This is a genomic window from Erythrobacter sp. S259, assembly GCF_057364965.1.
In genome coordinates this window covers 582,500-599,549 of the sequence record NZ_CP200286.1, presented here as the reverse complement: position 1 = coordinate 599,549, position 17,050 = coordinate 582,500, and the positions used below count along the sequence as shown (strand labels likewise).

Here is a 17,050-nt window from a genome sequence, read left to right as displayed (position 1 = left end):
CTAAAGGGACCACAGAATATGACCAAGACTATCGCAATCACCGGAGCTACCGACGGCATCGGATTTGAAACCGCCAAAATGCTCGCCGCTGATGGGCACACCTTGCTCCTCCACGGCCGCAGCGCAGATAAACTTGCCGCAACTGCCAAGGCCGTGGCGGGCGTGGCGGGCGCAGGTGAAGTGACGACTTACCGCGCTGATTTGTCGCTCCTCTCCGAGGTTGAGGACCTAGGCGAGGCGATCAAGGCCGATTTTCAATCACTCGATGTGCTCATCAACAATGCGGGCGTGTTCAAAATGTCTGAGCCGCTCACCGAGGATGGCTATGACGCGCGCTTTGTTGTGAATTCAATTGCGCCCTATCAGCTCACCCAATCCTTACTCGCGATCATGGACAACACCGCAAGAGTGGTGAACCTCTCCTCAGCTGCGCAAGCTCCCGTCAATTTCGGCGCATTTCTTGCCAAGGAACCGTTTTCGGACAGCGATGCCTATGCGCAAAGCAAGCTTGCGATCACCATGTGGTCAGCAGAACTGGCGCGCCGGCTTGGCCCCGATGGCCCGGTTGTTGTTGCAGTGAACCCAGCGTCTTTCCTGGGCAGCAAGATGGTCAAGGAAGCATATGGCCAGCAAGGTCATGACCTTGCCATCGGCGCCGATATTTTGAGGCGCGCGGCCACGAGTGATGAGTTCGCAGACGCCACTGGCCGGTATTACGACAACGACCGCAAGACCTTTGCGCAGCCTCACCCGGACGCTTTGGATACGGCCAAGAATGGCGCGCTGATCCGCGTGATCGAGGACTTCCTCGCCTAAGCCTCGCAGATAAAGTGCGCCTGGGGATGGCGTGAAAGAAGGGAGGATTGCCACTCTTCTTTCGCGTCATTGGCGACCAGAGCCACGATGCAGCCGCCAAAGCCGCCGCCGGTCAGCCGGGCACCGAGCGCGCCTAATGTGACGGCGGATGTGACAAGCGCGTCGATGGGTTTGATCGACATTTCGAAGTCATCGCGCATTGAGGCATGACTTTCGTTCATCATCGCGCCGACCGTTTCCAGATCACCCGCTTTCAGTGCGTCCAAGGTTGCAAGAACCCTGCGGTGTTCGGTTGCGCAGTGCAGCGCGCGTTTGCGCATCGGTTCTTCCAATTGCGAGCCTGCAATTTCCTGAGGCTCGATTGCACACAAATCGTCCGCTGCAAAGAAAGCTTTTGCGCGGTCGCACTCAATCTTGCGCTCTTTGTACCGCCCATCGGTGAGCTTACGCGAGACGCCGGAGTGAATGACCACAAAGGTGTGGTCTTGCGGCAGGTCCACAAGCTCATATTCGAGCTTTTCGGTATCCAGCGCCATCGCCATACCGGGCTTTGCGATTGCCACTGCAAATTGATCCATAATGCCGCAGGGGACACCGAGATATTCATTTTCAACCCGGCGCGCGGCGACTGCCAGGTCAGCATCTGAAGGTTTGCTCATCCCGGCCGCATCACGCGCAGCTTTGAGGATCGCAACCGTGAGCGCAGCGGAAGAAGATAGCCCTGCGCCTTGGGGAATGTCTGACATGATGGAGAGGTTTGCCCCGCCTTTGATCAGCCCGAGCGCCTTGGCTTCGCGCAAAGCGCCGACACTGGGGTCCGACCAATCGCCGCGCGCGTCTTCGCCAAGTTTGCGCTCGGCGGGCGCATCATATTGGTCTGCGGTTATGTGGATGCTGGTATCAGAGCGCGGTTCCAGCTCAACCGTGACGCCCACCGCCAACGCTGCTGGCAGGACCGTTCCTCCATTGTAATCAATATGTTCGCCGATAAGGTTCACACGGCCTGGAGCGCTCCCATGACCGGTCATGCGGTGCTCCGCAAAGCGTCCGCAGCGCTTTCGGGCATCACATCGACGGTGAAAGTCCCTGTGTGTTGCTCCACCGATGCGAGGTATTTCACCCGGCCTTTGGCACGCAAAAGCGGGTAAAACTGCACGGTGAAGTGATAGCCGTCTGACCCGCCGCGCGGTGCGGCATGAAACGCCATCATGGTTGCCGCTGGCTGCTCAAACAACACGTCATAGCGCCGCGTCATTTCGCCCAGCCAATAGGCCAGAGCGCCAAGTTCCTCATCGGTGCAATCCCAAGGGCCTTCGCGGCGCATCTTGGGGGCAAGCCACACCTCATAGGGAAAGCGCGCAAAACGCGGCACAAAGGCGGCGATCCCGCCCTTCTCACCCAGCCCGTAGTCCGGCATTGCCAGCGCAATCTCCGCGCTCAGATCATACCCGCCAGCAAAGGCATCAACCGCGCGCTGCTGTATGACGGGCGTGCGCTCAAAGCCATAAATCTGCCCGTGCGGATGGTGGAGCGTGACGCCCACTTCGTCTCCGCGATTTTCAAACGGCAGCACATAATTGCATCCCGCCGCAAACAGCGCCTGATAACGATCAATCAGCGCAGCAATTAGAACCTCGCGCCGATCCTGCCCGATAGTGTGGAGGCTCCCGCTGGCGTCCGGCGCATAGACCACGACATCGCACGCACCCTTGGCCGGCTCAGATGATATCCCCGCTAGGTCTGCGGCATCAGAGGCAGAATGGTGGAAAGCGGCAAATTTGTTCTCGAAAATCGCCAGCTCGAAATCGCCAAACGGTATCTCGGTTTCGACCCCGCCCGGCAGCGTTGGCGCGAGCGGATCATCCGCTGCGGAAGGTTTGAATGTACGGTTCTGGCGGTGCGCGGCATAGACGTTCCATTCGCTACGAAGCGGGTGATAACGGACCTCCCCGCCCAGAGAGATTTCGGGCGCGATTTCGTCTGCGCTTTCGCTAGCAGGGGCCAAATCGTGGGGCGCGCGACCATAAAGCCGCAGCATCCGGCCATCTGCCTTTTGGTGCTCTCGGCAGTATACGGGCGCGCTGCCAACCGTGCGCGTTAGAGCACTGGCTTTGGCCATCACGCAGTCTCTCGCGCTGCGAACCAGCCCGCAACCTTCGCCTTTGCCGCCTCATCCAGATGCAGGCCAAGCTTACTGCGGCGCCACAAAGCATCATCCGCGCCGGTCACGAATTCTGCATCGCAAAGATATTCAAGCTCTCGTGCATAAAGATCCCCGCCCAAATGCTCGCCAAGGCCATTGGCACTGGTCACACCGCCGAGAAGTTTGCGCGTGCGCGTGCCGTAAGCACGGGCGAAGCGTCGCAGCATCGCCTTGTCCGCCCAAGGGTATTCCCGCGCAAAACCCTCAACCAATTGGTCAAAGCCCAAAGGATCAAAATCCCCTCCCGGCAGCGCCTTATCAGCAGTCCAACCCTCGCCGCCAACTTCAAGCTTTTCAAGAGCATGCTCGGCAAGCTTGCGATAGGTTGTGATCTTACCGCCAAAGATCGAGAGAATCTGCGCGCCGCCGCGCTGCTCCAGATCGAACACATAATCGCGCGTCACCGTCGAGTTGTCCGAAGAGTGATCGTCATAAAGCGGGCGCACGCCGGAATAGTCCCAGACCGCCTGATCGGGAGACACATCGGTGCGCAGATATTCGTTTGCGGCATCGCAAATATACTGCTTCTCCGCATCTGAAATCGCCACCTTCGCAGGGTCTTTTTCCCACAATACATCGGTTGTACCCACCAGCGTATAGTCGCGCTCATAGGGTATCGCGAAGATGATGCGGTCATCCTTGTTCTGGAAGATATACGCCTCATCATGGTCAAACAGCTTGGGGAAGATCAAATGGCTTCCCTGCACCATCCGCACATTTTGCTGCACCTTGCCGTTATTGGCCTTACCTAGCACAGCGTCCACCCATGGGCCCGCCGCGTTGACAACCGTTTTGGCCTGCACAGCCTCCTCGCCCGTTTCGGTTTTGAGGGTCGCGGTCCAGATGCCGCCTTCACTGGCAAGCCCCGTACACTCAGTCCGCGTGCGAATGACCGCCCCGCGCTCTGCTGCATCCATGCAATTGAGCACAACGAGCCGCGCGTCCTCAACCCAGCAATCCGAATATTCAAACCCGCTCGTCAGACGGTCTTCCAGCGCCGCTGCATGCCCGCCTTCGCGAAGGCTCACCGTCTTTGTCGGAGGCAGCAATTTGCGCCCACCCAGATTGTCGTAGAGGAACAGCCCCAAGCGCAGCATCCACTTGGGGCGCAGTCCCTTGTCGTGAGGCAGCACAAACCGCATCGGCCACACAATATGCGGCGCAATCTTCAAAATCCGCTCACGCTCAATCAGGCTTTCGCGAACGAGGCGAAATTCCATATGCTCCAGATAACGAAGCCCGCCATGGATCAGCTTGGTCGACGCGCTCGATGTGTGCGAGGCGAGGTCATCCTTCTCCACCAACAGGACATTGAGGCCCCTCCCCGCCGCATCGCGGGCGATCCCGGCGCCATTGATGCCTCCGCCGATAATCAGCAGATCATATGGAGAATTGTCAGGCATTAGACCTCGTGAAGGTGATAGATGACCGCGCTGTCAGGGTGAACGGGCGGTGTTTGCATGCCGAACTCCATTAACGCAGCGCCCGCAAAAACACAGCCCTCTCCTAGCAAATCCGCCTCACTTACGATCGAGGGTGACTTAATCGAAGGATCAGTGATCGGCCAAACGATGCGCAGGCGGTAATTCCTGGCCCGATTAAGCCCGGTGAAGAACAGGCGATCAGGCGCGGTGCGAGGCTTTGAGCTGAGCAAAGCATAGCTGAACAAAGCCTCATCGCGCGCCTTTGAGACCACGCCGACGATGTTTGCGTGCGGCGCGCTTTGCACCCGGTGGAATTGTCCTGTGTGAAGAAGCTCGCGGTGCTGCTTATAAACCGCGATGCCTTTTGCGAGAACCGCGCGGTCCGCTTCGCGTTCAAGGCCTAGGTCAAGCTCAAGCCCCATATGCCCGAAGATAGCGCTCGCCACCCGGAATTCCATCGAAAAGCGGCGTCCGGTGATATGGCATTTCTTAGGGCCAACATGGCTGCCCAGCACGCTCAAAGGGAAGAAATAGGATGCGCCTTTCTGGATGTGCTGCCGGTCGCGCGCGTCATTGTTGTCCGATGTCCATAGCCGGTCTGTGCGCCGCAAAATCGCAAAATCGGTGCGCGCGCCGCCTGAAGCACAGCTTTCGATTTCAAGGCTTGGGAAGGCTGCTCGAAGCCGGTCGATAAGCGCATAGACGGCAAGCGTCTGCTTGCTCATCGCCGCGCGACCATCGCTACCACCGGGATGGTGGCAATCGCGGTTCATATCCCATTTGATATAGTCGATTTTGTACTCGCTCACGAGCATCGCGATCTTCTCATAAAGATAGTCTGCAACCTCAGGCTTGCTCACATTAAGAGTGAACTGATTGCGAAACGCTATCTGGTCCAAGCCTTTTGCGCCCAGCACCCAATCGGGATGCGCGCGGTACAGATCGCTGTCGGGATTGACCATTTCGGGTTCAAACCAAAGGCCAAACTCCATGCCGAGCCCGCGCACCTTGTTCACGATAGAATGAAGCCCTTGCGGATAGACCTCAGGCGACACCCACCAATCGCCCAGCCCGCTTGCGTCGCTGCGCCGCGAGCCAAACCAGCCATCGTCGAGCACAAAGCGTTCAGCGCCAACAGATGCGGCCATTTCGGCAAGCTCGATCAGCCGGTCTTCCTGATGGAAGAAATAGACCGCTTCCCAGGTATTAAAGTGCACAGGCCGCGGCTTTGCGCGGGTGCGGGCGTCGAGGATGCTGCTTGTCAAATGCGAATGAAAAGCGCGCGATACCGCGCCCACACCCGCATTCGACCAAACGCTGAGCAGGTCTGGCGTGCGATAGCTCTCACCTGTGCCAAGCTGCACTTCGCCCGGCCACAAAAGCTCACCCATTTGAATAAGCGAGCGTCCATCGGGCAAGCGGTCTACCTGTGAGCGGTGATTGCCGCTCCAAGCGAGGTGAAATCCGCAGGCGAGCCCGCGCGTTTCATTAGCCGATGCTTCGGTTAGGATCAGGCCCGGAAAGCACTCATGGCTGGTTCGCCCCGCCCGGTTTTCACGCACAAAGCTGCCTTGAAAAGCGCCAATGTGTTCGGTTTGAAATTCGCCCGACCAGCGGCCAGAAAACGACATGATCTCGGACAAGCGCGGGTCAAGCGGCAGGCACAATCCCGCGCACCAATCGACGGTGAGCGCCTCTGCCCCAAGGTTCTCAATCTCGGTGCTGGAGGTGAGAACGCCTGTGTCTTGGTCGAGGGTCAGCATGTAGGCCGCTGCGACCCTCGCATTTGGGTCGATACAGCGTATTTGCACGCCCCCTGATCCAGAACCCGGACGGTCTCCACCCTCAGATCAAGTGCCCAATCCGCACCGCCACGGCTGGCGACAAGCCCCGGAGGGGACAGCGTTCCCGTCCCAAGCTCATTTGACAAGGTCAGCGCCCGTTCTTGAGATGCGGTGCCATCAACGTATTGCCATGCCGCCATGGTTTTGAGCTGCGCAGGGTCAAACGCGCCCAAGTCAGGCCCGCAGTACAGAACCTTGGGGCGTTCTTGATTCTGCGCCTCAACAACGATGCGCACACCGCCGCCGCTAAGTGTCACGATCCCTTCGTCCACGCTCACGCAACTTTGCGCCGATAAATCGAGCTTAAGGTCCCCGTGCTCTTTCTCCATCGCCGAAATTTGAGCATCACAAGGGCTGAGGCCTTCTTTATGCCGCTGCTTTGATTTCGCATCTTCACCCATTCAACCTATCCATAAGGACCGCAGCCGAACTCAGTTTGGTGTTCGATGCTTGCTGGCATGCGCAACTTGCTTGAAATTTGGCACGGGCGAAAGTGGTGTTTTGGGTGCGCCCCAATTTTTCGGTGTTTCCAGCGAAAGTTTCAGGTCAAAACGCGGAGGCCTGTGGGAAGAGAAGAACGCCGGGGTGGACGCAGAACTCAGGTCGGCCTCCCGGTTAGCGATGCGCTGACCGGCCAGTTCCAAGCGTTCATTGAAGGTCTCAACATCCTCGTTGAAAACACTTGCGGTTTCTCCCGCCTCCAAAACCAGGTGTTTGAGTACACGCGTGTGGATGCTCGCTCCATTACCAGCGGTACCCGCCGCTTTTTCTTGGGACAAACACGGGGCATGAACCCCAATTGCCCAAAAGCGGAAAACCGGGGCTTGCTGAGCTGCTTGCAAGTTGAAAGAGTGCGGCCGCATCCAGCACAACAGAAAAGCTGTGCGGGCCGCCAGGGAGAAAGCCGCAATGGACGTTTTACAGATCGCCGTGTTCTTTGGGCTCATGGTAGCCCTTGCCTATTTCACATGGGCGAAAGTTTCCGCTGCGCAGGCCGCGAGCAACGCGTCGGCGGATAAGGAAATCTTTCTGGCAGGCGGGGGCCTCAGCTGGTTTTTTGTCGCAGGCGCGATCACTCTGACCAATCTTTCAACCGACCAACTGGTGGGCATGAACGGGGCGCAGATGTTTCTGCTGGCTTGGTGGGAGATCGCAGGGTTCATCGGGCTGATGCTGCTCGCCTTTGTGTTTGTGCCAATTTACTACCGCGAGAAGTGCACCACCGTCACGGAGCTGCTCGAAAAGAAATACAATGGCGGCAGCATTCGCACCGTCATTTCCGGACTGTTTCTGGCCGGAAACGTCTTCATCTATCTGCCAGCGGTGATCTATTCCGGCTCGCTCTTCATTCAATCGCTGTTCGGGTTTGGCGTGCAAGAAGTAGTAATCACCGATGCGGGCGTGGTGGACGCACAGGACTTCAGTCTGCTCATCATCGCTTCAATTTTCGCGGTTGTTGGCGCGGCTTACGCTATATTGGGCGGCCTTCGCGCCGTGGCGGTGCTCGACACTTACAGCGGCATCGGCATTCTTGGCCTGGCGCTCATTGTGGTGTTCTTGGCGCTTCAAGCGATTGGCTTCGACTTTTCAGGCGTGCCTGCTGAGCGCATGTCGATGGTCGGCGATAACGATTCCCAAATCCCGTTCCACACCCTGTTCACCGGCATGATCTTCATCCAGATATTCTATTGGTCCACCAATCAAAACATCACGCAAAAAGCGCTCGCTGCGCCAAACGTCAAAGAGGCCCAGAAGGGCATTATGGCTGCGGCGATCGTGCGCGTGCTCATCGTGCCGCCAATTGTCGTGATCCCAGGGGTTGTCGCTTACGAATTGTTCGGCGGAGTGGGCGATAAGGCTTACGGATTGCTCGTTGACCAAGTCCTGCCCGGTTGGATGAGCGGCCTGTTCGCCGCAATGATCGCAGCAGCCGTGCTGACCACCTATTCAGCCGTTATGAACGCGACCATCACCTTGTGGTCGGTCGACTTCCACCGCAAGTTCATCAACAAGGATGTCGATGTGATCAAGCTCAACCGCAAGGTTGGTATCGGCGCAATGGTGGTGTCGGTTCTGCTCGTGCCTATCTACGCAACAGCTGAAAGCATCATTGACCTGCTCCAGCAATTGAACGGCCTTCTTTCAATGCCGATCCTCTCAGCCTTCGCAGCAGCGCTTTTGTTCCGCAATATGGATGCACGGGCCGCGGTTGCAGGGCTGGTTTACGGCGTTGGCATCTACGCCTTCCACACCTTCTTCCTCTACACCGATCAAGAGATGTGGGGCGGCATGACCTACTACCGCTACCTTGGGCTCGATTGGCTGCACTATATTGATGTAATGGTCTTCGTGCTTTTCTCATCCATCGCCGTGTCGCTTTTCACCAACCGCTTTGTGTTTGGAAATAAGGCGCGGTTCGTTGGCTTTGCGAAGGCACGCGAGGCCTGATCTTCACCGTCCCGCGATAAGCCGGATTGACGCAGCTTACCGAATTGGCGGGGCTATGGGCTATCAGCTCAAGCTATTGGCGCGCGGCACCGCTTGGGCGAAGCATTTGTCCGGACAACTCTTTTCAATCGGCAAAGAGGCGGGTATGTTTACGCCTATGCAAACGCTCTTAAAATTTATTGCAGCCGGGGCCGCAATGCTGGCCACGCCGTCCATGGCCGATGACACACTTCCCGCTGGGATCTGGACGAACACCGAAGATGCCTACTTCGCCGAGGAAGAAGGACGCGAAGAGGCCGACTGGGTTGGGATCGAAGTTGATGAAAATCACCAATGGCGCATGATTGATGCCTTCGGCGCTGCCAATGGAAACTGGTCCGCCGCCCCCATTCCCGGCCTCTCAGCCCGCGAAGAAGGTGGCTGGCAAATCGGTGCGAGCGAGCTTCGCAAAGCGCGCGCAATGTCGTGCTGGGTCTCGGTCAAAAAGTTCGCTGGAAAGCCCAATGGCGATGCCGACTGGACCTTTGCCAATACACTCAAAATCTTCGACCAGGGCGGGCGCGTGGCGGTCGCTGGCGATGGCATTGCGCCCGATGTTACCATCCGCGTGCGCAATGTGACCTGGGCAAAGGGCAGCCGGAACAAGCCCTCGCTCGTGCTCTACATTCACAAAGACGATCCGGTGCGCGCAGAAAGTTATTCCTGGGCCGCGCCAGATGCCAATTTGATCGGCGTAAACCTGCGCTGGGTCCAAGCCAGTTGCAGCCGAGAGGAAAGCTAAGCCATGCAATCAACACGCGCATTCTTTAAGGAAACCGGAGGCCCTGAAGTCATCGAATGGGTGACCGAAGACCACCCTGCCCCTGCTCCGGGTGAAGTCACCATTGAGCACGGCGCGGTCGGCCTCAATTATATCGACACCTATCACCGGCGCGGCATCTATCCTGCTCCCTTGCCAAGCGGAATGGGGCTGGAAGCTGCGGGCCAGATCGTCGCCGTGGGTGAAGGCGTTGAGGGCTTCAAGGAGGGCGACCGGGTGGCGACCTTTGGCCCGCTCCTAGGTGCCTACGCGACCCACCGAAATATCGGCGCTGAACACCTTTTCCGCCTCCCCGATTTTATCGACGACCAGACGGCGGCAGCGGCGATCCTGAAAGCCTGCACCACCGAATTCCTCGTCGAGCGATGCGGAAAGGTCGAAGCCGGATGGCCCGTGCTCGTTCACGCAGCCGCCGGGGCGACCGGCCTCCTCCTTGTGCAATGGCTCCACCACATTGGCGCAGAGGTCATCGGTACGGTTTCAACCGAGGCGAAGGCCGAAGCTGCCCGCGCGGCGGGGGCTGACCACGTGATCTTTTATAGGCAAGAGGACACCGCCGCCCGAACCCGCGAAATCACCGGCGGCAAGGGCGTTCGCGTCACTTTCGACGGGATCGGCCGCTCGACTTGGGAGACCTCGCTCGATGCCACGGGTCAGCGCGGGCTCATCATCAATTATGGCAATGCCGATGCGCCGGTGGGCGAGGTTGATGTCGGCGTGCTGGCGCTCAAAGGCTCGCTTTTCAACACGCGCCCCATGCTGTTTCACTATTACGAAGATCCCGTAGAGCGCGCCGCAGGGGCTGCGCGGGTGTGGGACTTGTTTGACAAGGGCGCTTTGTCGGTGACCATCGGACAGACCTACGCTTTGACCGACGCAGCACAGGCTCACCGCGACCTTCAAGCGGGCAAGACCACCGGCTCGACCGTTCTCCTGCCATGAGCCGGATTGCGCCGATGGCGGTCGAGGACTTGCCGCCCAAGACCCGTGAAGCGCTGACCTATGCGCAAGAGATCATGGGGTTTGCGCCCAACGATGTGCTGACGATGGCGCATTGGCCCGAGTTGCTCGAAGCGATGGAGCGACTGGTGCAGGTGATCTATAAGCCCGGCGCCTTGGACCCGGTCCTGAAACGCCTGATTGCGACAATCACCAGCGGCGCTGCGGGATGCCGCTATTGCCAAGCGCACACCGCTCACGGCGCAGTGGAGATGGCAGGCGCGGATCAGGAGAAGGTCGCGCGAGTTTGGGAATACGCGAGCGACCCTGCATTTTCGGAAGCAGAACGGGCGGCCTTGGACCTCGCGCTTGCCGCCGGAACGCAGCCTAATGCCGCGAGCGACGGTCATTTCCGCGCCCTGGAGAAGCACTTCTCAAAGCAGCAGATCATGGAGATTATGGGCGTTATCGGTCTGTTTGGCTTTCTCAACCGTTGGAACGATACGCTTGCGACCGAACTTGAGGATAAGCCTTTGGGCTTTGCGACCGAGACGTATTCAGAAGATGTGTGGGAGCCCGGCCGGCACAAACACAGTTAGTTCTTCCAGGCCGCTCCGCCGACCCAATCGCCTGCGACGCCAAGAAAGTGGTCGACCTCGACCTCATCCCAGACGCCAGCGGCAAAGTAGGGATCAGCTTCAAAGGTTTGGCGCGCTTCGGCTTCGGTTTCAGCCTTGATGATAAGCAGCGAACCGATGGTCTTGCCGTCCTCCTTAAGAGGCCCTGCCACTGCAATCTTATCCATCACGGTCTCGACATGGGCAAGGTGGTCAGCCAAAAGCCGCTCGCGCAGGCTCTCGCCATTGACGCCGTCCCGGCATAGAAACGCGAACAAAGTCATTGCGGGCTCTCCTGCGGCAACACCTGGGGCGGCTCGAATACCGATGGCTCGATCGGCTCGCCGATGGTGACTGTTTCCCAAAGAACCCTATTGCTCATTACGCCGTCGTACAAGAGCGAGACCGACCGCGCCTGTACCCAGCCGCTTTCGGGCAGACGCACAAAGTCATCATAAATGCGTTCGTGAAACCCGCGCGGGCTGTCGAACGCCATGTAGCGGATAAAGCTGCTTTCGGCGTCAAATCCAAAGAGGGTTTCTTGGCCGCCGGGGTCGGTGATACGCACTAGAGTGATCTCGTGCCCCTGAAGGTTGCGCGGAGGTGCAAAGCTGAGCGTAAAGCCTTCGTCGAGCGCTGAACGGATGATGCCAAAGCCGAAATTGTTGGCCCAGTAGGCGTCGGCTTGGGGTTTGGGCATGATGCCGTTCTGCGTCCAGGTGGTCTCGCCATCATAGCCGACCTCGAACAGCGTGCGTTCGCTGCTCTTGGCGACAATCCGCACCTTGCCGTCCGCGCCGTGAGCGACAGTGCGCCCACGTTCAAACTCGCGCCACATACGGTAGTTGTCAGCTGTGGAGCGGACTGTTCCGGTGGCGGGGTCGAAGAAGGTGGCGGTGCCTGTAAGTTGGAGGGTCTGAGGGTCGATAAAGGTGTCGCCCCCATGCGCTGTAAGTCCGCGTTCAACGACCTCACTTGGGGTAAGAAGCGCCTCGGCATTCACCGGAATCGCGCCAAGGGCAAAAGCCGCGATTAGCGTCATGATCGAGCGGACTATCATTCAGCCAACCTCAACCAATTCCAACATCTCACCGCCTGCCCCAATCGTGGTCGCTGTCCGGCGTCCCTCATAAAGCGCGCCTTCGCGAGTGGCAGGCGGAGTAATCCACTCGACATCGCAAGCATCAAGGTTGCTCACCGCTAGCGTCACCAGAGCATTTCCGGGTGGCAGATGGCCAGGATGGCGAGGCCTTATCGTGGTCTCATCCGGATAGTCATCGACCTCAACGATTGGCATGCGCCCGTGCTGGACCATGGTGATGGTGGTCTGCGTGTCGGCGGGAAGGTGAAAGGCATTGTTGATCATCGAATAGGGCAAAGTGTAATCCGCGCCGCGCGTGAGCCCTACCTTGTCGCTATACCATTGGACGCTCGCATTGCGGTCGGGGGTGGCGAGAACGACGATGAAAATCCGGTCCACTGCAGAGTTCGCGCGCGGCAGATCAGTCCCCGGCATATCGTTCAAGACCTGGTTCAAATAGACCATCTCGCAGCCCGAACCCAGCACCTGCATTGGGATGAAGGCAGGCTCAATGTTCTCGAGCTTTTTCGGCGGGCCGACGATGGTGAAACCCGCTTCTTCGACAACTTCAGGCCAATGCCAGACGTCTTCGACGGTGCATTCAAACGCTGCCCAGCCGAAGCTGCGCGTGGGGAGAAATTCGGGGTGGTCCTTTTGTTCGACGAGCCGGAACCAGCAGGGTTCGCCGCTTTTGGGCCGCAGCACAGCATACGATGATCCAGCGTTGCCCTCGCACCCCCAGCTTGCTGCAAGATCACCGGGCAGTGCGCCCTTCTCCACCAATTCGAGCCCAAGGCAATCGCCATAGCCTCGCAAGGCCGCTTCGAGATCGGGAACGGTCGAAAGGCCGCCAAGGATTGTCCCGTGCGCGATGCTCATTTGCCAAATTCCGGTTTGCGCTTCTCGACAAAGGCGGTGGTGCCCTCAAGGAAATCGGAGCCAGTGAAGGCCTCGCCGAAAATCCGTAGCGTGTCCGCATCGTCAGCAGTCTGACCGTCCAGAACCCTTCGGACAAAGCCCTTGGTCTCGCGGATCGAATGCGGGCTTGCAGTTAGCAGCGCGTCGATCACCGTCTCTGGCGTATCGGTAATCTCTTCGATCAGGCCAATACGCCTCGCCTCTTCGGCATCAAGCAGCATCCCGGTATAGAGCATCCGCTTTGCGTGCCCCGGCCCGACCAGATCGGTGAGCAGCTTTACATCATGCAAGGGGTATACGAGGCCAAGCTTGGCAGGCGTAATCCCGAAACGCGCCCTCGCATTTGCCGCAACGCGAAGATCGCAGGCCAAAGCCAGTCCGCATCCGCCGCCGATGCAGTCCCCTTCGACCACGGCAACCGTCGGCAAGGGAAGCCGCGCCAGCTCATACTGCACCCGGTTGATCGCCGCCTGATTGCGCGCGCGCCAGTCGGCATCGTCCTTGTTCGCCAGCAATTCAGAGATGTCTGCGCCTGCGCAAAACGCACCACCGGGCTTGGCCGAACGCAGCAACAGCACCCGCACGCCCTCGGTCTCGCTCGCCTTGGCAAGCAGAGCAGGCATCGCCTCCCACATGGCCATATTGAACGCATTGCGCTTATCCGCTCGGTCTATCAGCAGATTGGCGACCGGCCCGTCAATTTCTAAGCGCAGATTGTCGGTATTGGGGCTCACGCGGGATTCCCCGACATAAAGTGGTCAGCGATGCTTTTACGCGTTGTCACCCAGACGCCTTCGTGCGCGCGGACGTGCTTGAAAAACTCTTCCAGCGCCCAGATCCGTCCCGGACGACCGATGATACGCAAATGCAGCCCAAGGCTCATCATCTTCGGATTGCCCTCCTCGCCCTCGCGATACGCCTGATCGAAATTGGCCTTCGCATAATCAAGCCATTGGTGCGGGGTAAGCGCGGGATCGGTCCACATCTTCATATCGTTGTTATCAAGCTGATAGGGGACGATGCACATCGGCTTGCCAGTCGTGTCGCGGTCCCAGAAGGGTACGTCACCGGAGTAATCGTCCATATGATAGGTGAAGCCCTCCTCTTGGAGCAGCCTGCGCGTGTTATCCGTCAGCAAATAGCGCGAAAGCCAGCCATAGGGCCGCACCCCGCAGGTTTTCTCGATGCTCGTCACAGCCTTTTGGATAAATTCGCGCTCTTGGTTCTCATCCATCTTGAACTGATGCACCCAGCGCCAGCCGTGGCTCACCGGTTCATGGCCAAGCTCAACGATAGCCTCAGCAATCTCAGGGTGATTTTCAAGGGACAGTGCCGCCACGGTCCAACTTGCCATGATGTCATAGCGCTTGAGCAGTTTGACGATCCGAGGCGCGCCCGCCTTGATGCCGTAGAGATAGTTGGATTCATTGGAGTAATTGCGCATCTTCGATTTTACGAAGACGCCGAGCTCATCCACTGGCTCCATCCCGCGATCACCGCGCGCGATGGTCATTTCGGAGCCTTCTTCGACGTTCACGACAACGCTAAGGGCAAGCTTTGCCCCCTCCGGCCAATCCATGCGTTCTTCGACTAAAGGCATCAGTGCATCTCCTCACCGCCGCTGACGTTCAGCGCTTCTCCGGTGACATAAAACGCCTCATCGCTGGCAAGCCATAGACACGCAGCAGCGGTATCACTTGGCAGGCCGGGCCGGCCCATAGGGTTCTTGGCGCTCATATTGGCACGGTAGGCCTCGACCGTTTCAAAGCCCAAGAGCTTAGAGAAATACTCATTTTGTTTTGCGCCGAGGCCCGTTGTGACGTGGTTCGGGCACACCGCGTTGACTGTGATCCCGTGCGCACCAAGCTCGACGGCCGAGGCCCGTGTAAGGCCCACCATGCCGTGCTTGGATGACACGTAAGCGGGCAGATGCGGAAAGCCTGTCTTGGCCGCTTGGCTGGCGATGTTGATAATGCGCCCGCCTTGCCCTTTTTCCACCATGGCACGGGCCGCCGCCTGTGTGGAATAGAATGCACCTGAAAGATTGACGCTAAGCACTTGATCCCATTCGCTAACAGTATCAACTTCGAGCAGCGGCTTCATCTTAAAGCCGATCCCAGCGTTGTTCACGAACACATCAACGCCGCCAAACGCCTCAAGCGTCTGCTGAACCAGCTTCGCGCATTGATCCACCTTCGAGACATCACAAGCAAAAGTCGCAACCTCGGCCCCGCGCCCGCGAAGCTCCTCAGCAACTGCCTCAGCCTCGCTATCAATCGCAAGGTCTGAGACGACGCAATTCGCACCTTCATCGGCGAAGGCCTGTAAGATGCCCTGCCCCAGCCCCTTCTGCTTGCCCGAGCCGGTGACGACGACGGTTTTGCCGGTAAACTTTCCCACGATTACAGATCCTCAGTCAAGACAAACTGCGGCGCATCGGCATAGTCCTGAAATGGCGCGGCTTTGGCCTGAAACTCAGGGTCCGACACATCCGCGATAAAGGCGTCCATATCGGTGATGTCGAGAATTTCGAAATAGGCATAGGGCGGCGGTGTATCGGGATCTCCGAAGAGGCCTGTCGCCTTGTGGATGGTGAAACTGTTGACCGAGGGAAGCGCGCTTGCGGTCGGCACGTCCTTGGTTTTGGCCCATTCTTCGTATTCGGCAACATCGGTGCCGGGCTTCAAGTTAAAGGGTACGATAATTCTCATGAAGTCTCTCCCATAGATTGCGGCCTAATAGATTTCGGGGCGCGATAGGCGCTAAGTTTGGTATCAATATGTCGTGCAAGGCGGAACAGGCTTGCCTCTGCGCCAGCCGCGCCGACGATTTGAACGCCGATGGGCAGGCCGTCCCCTGTCCAGCCTGCAGGGATGCTGATCGCAGGTAGGCCAGCGATATTGGCAAGACAGGTGAAGTCGGCCTGTGCGGCGGGTTCGGGTTCGGCGTGCGGAAAAGCGGGATTGGGGACGGTGGGCATGATGAGGAACCCGTGCGCCTCGATGATGCTGCGCACTGCCACTCGGACAGACGCCAAAATCGCCTGATCCTCTTCCCAATCCTCGTGGGTGCGGCGCGGGCCGTAGGTGAGGAGCTTGGCGAGGTGGTCGGTGACCGCAACACCCTCCAAATCCTCCGCCATGAATTTCGATGTCTCGATAAACCCGGCAAAACGGATGCGGCTTTGTTTGTGTGAAAGCGCAACGGGCGATGGCTTGGTATCCAAGGTTCCCAGTGTGCTTGTGAATGCCATGACCACGTCGGCGTGCACATTGACGCCGTGGTCGGTCAGCATCGCGCCTTCGCCTGAAACCTCTCCCTCGCCAAAGTCGCTGATAACCCGTGCGGCGCGTTCAAGCGAATCGAGGTCGCGCGCCAAGGGACCAATCGCATCAAGGTTCGGGTCTGCGGGGATTAGCCCATCCTGGCTCACCGCTTCAGTCGCAGGCTTAAACCCGTAAACCCCGCAATGCGCTGCGGGAATACGAACCGAGCCCATGGTGTCGGTGCCAAGCGCCACGTCGCAAAGACCCCCAGCTACCGCAGCCCCGCTGCCGCCCGATGAGCCGCCGGGGGAATAGCCTTCACGGTGCGGGTTTTGGACAGGACCAAAGTGGGGATTGTCGGTTTTTGCACCAAGCGCACCTTCTTCCATGTTGAGAATGCCGGAGATGATTGCACCTTCTGCGCGAAGTCGCCTCACGACCTCGGCATCAGCCTCGGCAACCCGATCTTCCCACGCGCCGATCCCCGCGTGGAACGGCATGCCTTTGACCGCGATATTCGCCTTTACGCCAACGGTGAGGCCAGCGAGCGCGCCTTCCCCGCCAGAGGCGGCCTCATCGCGGTAGAGAAAGGCGTTGTAGCGGTCGATCATGTGTCTCCCTTCCCGCCTGCGGGAGGGGCAGTGAGACTTGCGAGCTTGCTCGCTAGTCGCAGC

The 17,050-nt window shown here is 58.7% G+C and carries 19 protein-coding genes; 5 read left to right on the top strand and 14 right to left on the bottom strand.

Annotated features, from left to right (window positions below; genetic code table 11):
- The first annotated feature begins 18 nt into the window (after positions 1–18).
- A complete protein-coding gene (locus AC0V60_RS02735; RefSeq protein WP_486177023.1) occupies positions 19–816 on the top strand; it encodes an SDR family NAD(P)-dependent oxidoreductase in 798 nt (265 codons plus the stop codon).
- Here AC0V60_RS02735 and galK read toward each other — a convergent pair.
- The 6 genes from galK to AC0V60_RS02705 are packed head-to-tail and all read right to left on the bottom strand — an operon-like array spanning position 813 to position 7,234.
- On the bottom strand, positions 813–1,844 hold the full coding sequence (gene galK / locus AC0V60_RS02730) for a galactokinase (RefSeq protein WP_486177022.1): 1,032 nt from the start codon (positions 1,842–1,844) through the stop codon (positions 813–815). The genes AC0V60_RS02735 and galK overlap by 4 nt on opposite strands.
- The gene (locus tag AC0V60_RS02725; RefSeq protein ID WP_486177021.1) at positions 1,841–2,935 is read right to left on the bottom strand and encodes a galactose-1-phosphate uridylyltransferase; all 1,095 of its coding nucleotides are present in this window, start codon (positions 2,933–2,935) and stop codon (positions 1,841–1,843) included. The genes galK and AC0V60_RS02725 overlap by 4 nt, the downstream gene beginning before the upstream one ends.
- On the bottom strand, positions 2,935–4,422 hold the full coding sequence (gene glpD / locus AC0V60_RS02720; RefSeq protein ID WP_486177020.1) for a glycerol-3-phosphate dehydrogenase: 1,488 nt from the start codon (positions 4,420–4,422) through the stop codon (positions 2,935–2,937). Before glpD ends, AC0V60_RS02725 begins: the two co-directional genes overlap by 1 nt.
- Positions 4,422–6,206 (bottom strand): alpha-galactosidase, encoded by a 1,785-nt coding sequence (locus tag AC0V60_RS02715; protein ID WP_486177019.1) that lies wholly within the window; start codon positions 6,204–6,206, stop codon positions 4,422–4,424. Before AC0V60_RS02715 ends, glpD begins: the two co-directional genes overlap by 1 nt.
- On the bottom strand, positions 6,200–6,688 hold the full coding sequence (locus tag AC0V60_RS02710; RefSeq protein WP_486177018.1) for a hypothetical protein: 489 nt from the start codon (positions 6,686–6,688) through the stop codon (positions 6,200–6,202). The genes AC0V60_RS02715 and AC0V60_RS02710 overlap by 7 nt, the downstream gene beginning before the upstream one ends.
- 30 nt (positions 6,689–6,718) lie before the next feature.
- On the bottom strand, positions 6,719–7,234 hold the full coding sequence (locus AC0V60_RS02705) for a hypothetical protein (RefSeq protein WP_486177017.1): 516 nt from the start codon (positions 7,232–7,234) through the stop codon (positions 6,719–6,721).
- Between AC0V60_RS02705 and AC0V60_RS02700 the strand changes: the two genes are divergently transcribed.
- The 4 genes from AC0V60_RS02700 to AC0V60_RS02685 are packed head-to-tail and all read left to right on the top strand — an operon-like array spanning position 7,197 to position 11,093.
- On the top strand, positions 7,197–8,735 hold the full coding sequence (locus AC0V60_RS02700) for a sodium:solute symporter family transporter (protein WP_486177016.1): 1,539 nt from the start codon (positions 7,197–7,199) through the stop codon (positions 8,733–8,735). The two genes, AC0V60_RS02705 and AC0V60_RS02700, sit on opposite strands and share 38 nt — an antisense overlap.
- On the top strand, positions 8,707–9,516 hold the full coding sequence (locus AC0V60_RS02695) for a hypothetical protein (protein ID WP_486177015.1): 810 nt from the start codon (positions 8,707–8,709) through the stop codon (positions 9,514–9,516). The genes AC0V60_RS02700 and AC0V60_RS02695 overlap by 29 nt, the downstream gene beginning before the upstream one ends.
- A 3-nt stretch (positions 9,517–9,519) precedes the next feature.
- Positions 9,520–10,497, top strand: coding sequence for a quinone oxidoreductase family protein (locus AC0V60_RS02690; protein ID WP_486177014.1), 978 nt, complete (start codon positions 9,520–9,522; stop codon positions 10,495–10,497).
- A complete protein-coding gene (locus AC0V60_RS02685) occupies positions 10,494–11,093 on the top strand; it encodes a carboxymuconolactone decarboxylase family protein (protein WP_486177013.1) in 600 nt (199 codons plus the stop codon). The genes AC0V60_RS02690 and AC0V60_RS02685 overlap by 4 nt, the downstream gene beginning before the upstream one ends.
- Here the strand turns inward: AC0V60_RS02685 and AC0V60_RS02680 are convergent.
- The 8 genes from AC0V60_RS02680 to AC0V60_RS02645 are packed head-to-tail and all read right to left on the bottom strand — an operon-like array spanning position 11,090 to position 16,987.
- Positions 11,090–11,395: a YciI family protein gene (locus AC0V60_RS02680; RefSeq protein WP_486177012.1), complete on the bottom strand. Its 306-nt coding sequence runs from the start codon at positions 11,393–11,395 to the stop codon at positions 11,090–11,092. The genes AC0V60_RS02685 and AC0V60_RS02680 overlap by 4 nt on opposite strands.
- On the bottom strand, positions 11,392–12,171 hold the full coding sequence (locus tag AC0V60_RS02675; protein WP_486177011.1) for a hypothetical protein: 780 nt from the start codon (positions 12,169–12,171) through the stop codon (positions 11,392–11,394). Before AC0V60_RS02675 ends, AC0V60_RS02680 begins: the two co-directional genes overlap by 4 nt.
- Positions 12,172–13,071, bottom strand: coding sequence for a VOC family protein (locus AC0V60_RS02670; RefSeq protein ID WP_486177010.1), 900 nt, complete (start codon positions 13,069–13,071; stop codon positions 12,172–12,174).
- Positions 13,068–13,844 (bottom strand): enoyl-CoA hydratase/isomerase family protein, encoded by a 777-nt coding sequence (locus tag AC0V60_RS02665; protein ID WP_486177009.1) that lies wholly within the window; start codon positions 13,842–13,844, stop codon positions 13,068–13,070. Before AC0V60_RS02665 ends, AC0V60_RS02670 begins: the two co-directional genes overlap by 4 nt.
- A complete protein-coding gene (locus tag AC0V60_RS02660) occupies positions 13,841–14,710 on the bottom strand; it encodes a polysaccharide deacetylase family protein (protein WP_486177008.1) in 870 nt (289 codons plus the stop codon). Before AC0V60_RS02660 ends, AC0V60_RS02665 begins: the two co-directional genes overlap by 4 nt.
- Complete coding sequence (locus AC0V60_RS02655) at positions 14,710–15,510, bottom strand: SDR family NAD(P)-dependent oxidoreductase (protein WP_486177007.1); 801 nt, start codon at positions 15,508–15,510, stop codon at positions 14,710–14,712. Before AC0V60_RS02655 ends, AC0V60_RS02660 begins: the two co-directional genes overlap by 1 nt.
- A gap of 2 nt (positions 15,511–15,512) precedes the next feature.
- Positions 15,513–15,821, bottom strand: coding sequence for an REDY-like protein HapK (locus AC0V60_RS02650; RefSeq protein WP_486177006.1), 309 nt, complete (start codon positions 15,819–15,821; stop codon positions 15,513–15,515).
- Positions 15,818–16,987: an amidase gene (locus AC0V60_RS02645; protein WP_486177005.1), complete on the bottom strand. Its 1,170-nt coding sequence runs from the start codon at positions 16,985–16,987 to the stop codon at positions 15,818–15,820. The genes AC0V60_RS02650 and AC0V60_RS02645 overlap by 4 nt, the downstream gene beginning before the upstream one ends.
- Positions 16,988–17,050 lie beyond the last annotated feature (63 nt).

Coding starts and splice junctions, on each gene's coding strand:
- AC0V60_RS02650 (WP_486177006.1), bottom strand. CDS start 15,821: ATGAGAATTATCGTACCCTTTAACTTGAAGCCCGGCACCGATGTTGCC.
- AC0V60_RS02725 (WP_486177021.1), bottom strand. CDS start 2,935: ATGGCCAAAGCCAGTGCTCTAACGCGCACGGTTGGCAGCGCGCCCGTA.
- glpD (WP_486177020.1), bottom strand. CDS start 4,422: ATGCCTGACAATTCTCCATATGATCTGCTGATTATCGGCGGAGGCATC.
- AC0V60_RS02710 (WP_486177018.1), bottom strand. CDS start 6,688: ATGGGTGAAGATGCGAAATCAAAGCAGCGGCATAAAGAAGGCCTCAGC.
- AC0V60_RS02645 (WP_486177005.1), bottom strand. CDS start 16,987: ATGATCGACCGCTACAACGCCTTTCTCTACCGCGATGAGGCCGCCTCT.
- AC0V60_RS02715 (WP_486177019.1), bottom strand. CDS start 6,206: ATGCTGACCCTCGACCAAGACACAGGCGTTCTCACCTCCAGCACCGAG.
- AC0V60_RS02675 (WP_486177011.1), bottom strand. CDS start 12,171: ATGATAGTCCGCTCGATCATGACGCTAATCGCGGCTTTTGCCCTTGGC.
- AC0V60_RS02700 (WP_486177016.1), top strand. CDS start 7,197: ATGGACGTTTTACAGATCGCCGTGTTCTTTGGGCTCATGGTAGCCCTT.
- AC0V60_RS02690 (WP_486177014.1), top strand. CDS start 9,520: ATGCAATCAACACGCGCATTCTTTAAGGAAACCGGAGGCCCTGAAGTC.
- AC0V60_RS02705 (WP_486177017.1), bottom strand. CDS start 7,234: ATGAGCCCAAAGAACACGGCGATCTGTAAAACGTCCATTGCGGCTTTC.
- AC0V60_RS02735 (WP_486177023.1), top strand. CDS start 19: ATGACCAAGACTATCGCAATCACCGGAGCTACCGACGGCATCGGATTT.
- AC0V60_RS02660 (WP_486177008.1), bottom strand. CDS start 14,710: ATGCCTTTAGTCGAAGAACGCATGGATTGGCCGGAGGGGGCAAAGCTT.
- AC0V60_RS02680 (WP_486177012.1), bottom strand. CDS start 11,395: ATGACTTTGTTCGCGTTTCTATGCCGGGACGGCGTCAATGGCGAGAGC.
- AC0V60_RS02685 (WP_486177013.1), top strand. CDS start 10,494: ATGAGCCGGATTGCGCCGATGGCGGTCGAGGACTTGCCGCCCAAGACC.
- galK (WP_486177022.1), bottom strand. CDS start 1,844: ATGACCGGTCATGGGAGCGCTCCAGGCCGTGTGAACCTTATCGGCGAA.
- AC0V60_RS02670 (WP_486177010.1), bottom strand. CDS start 13,071: ATGAGCATCGCGCACGGGACAATCCTTGGCGGCCTTTCGACCGTTCCC.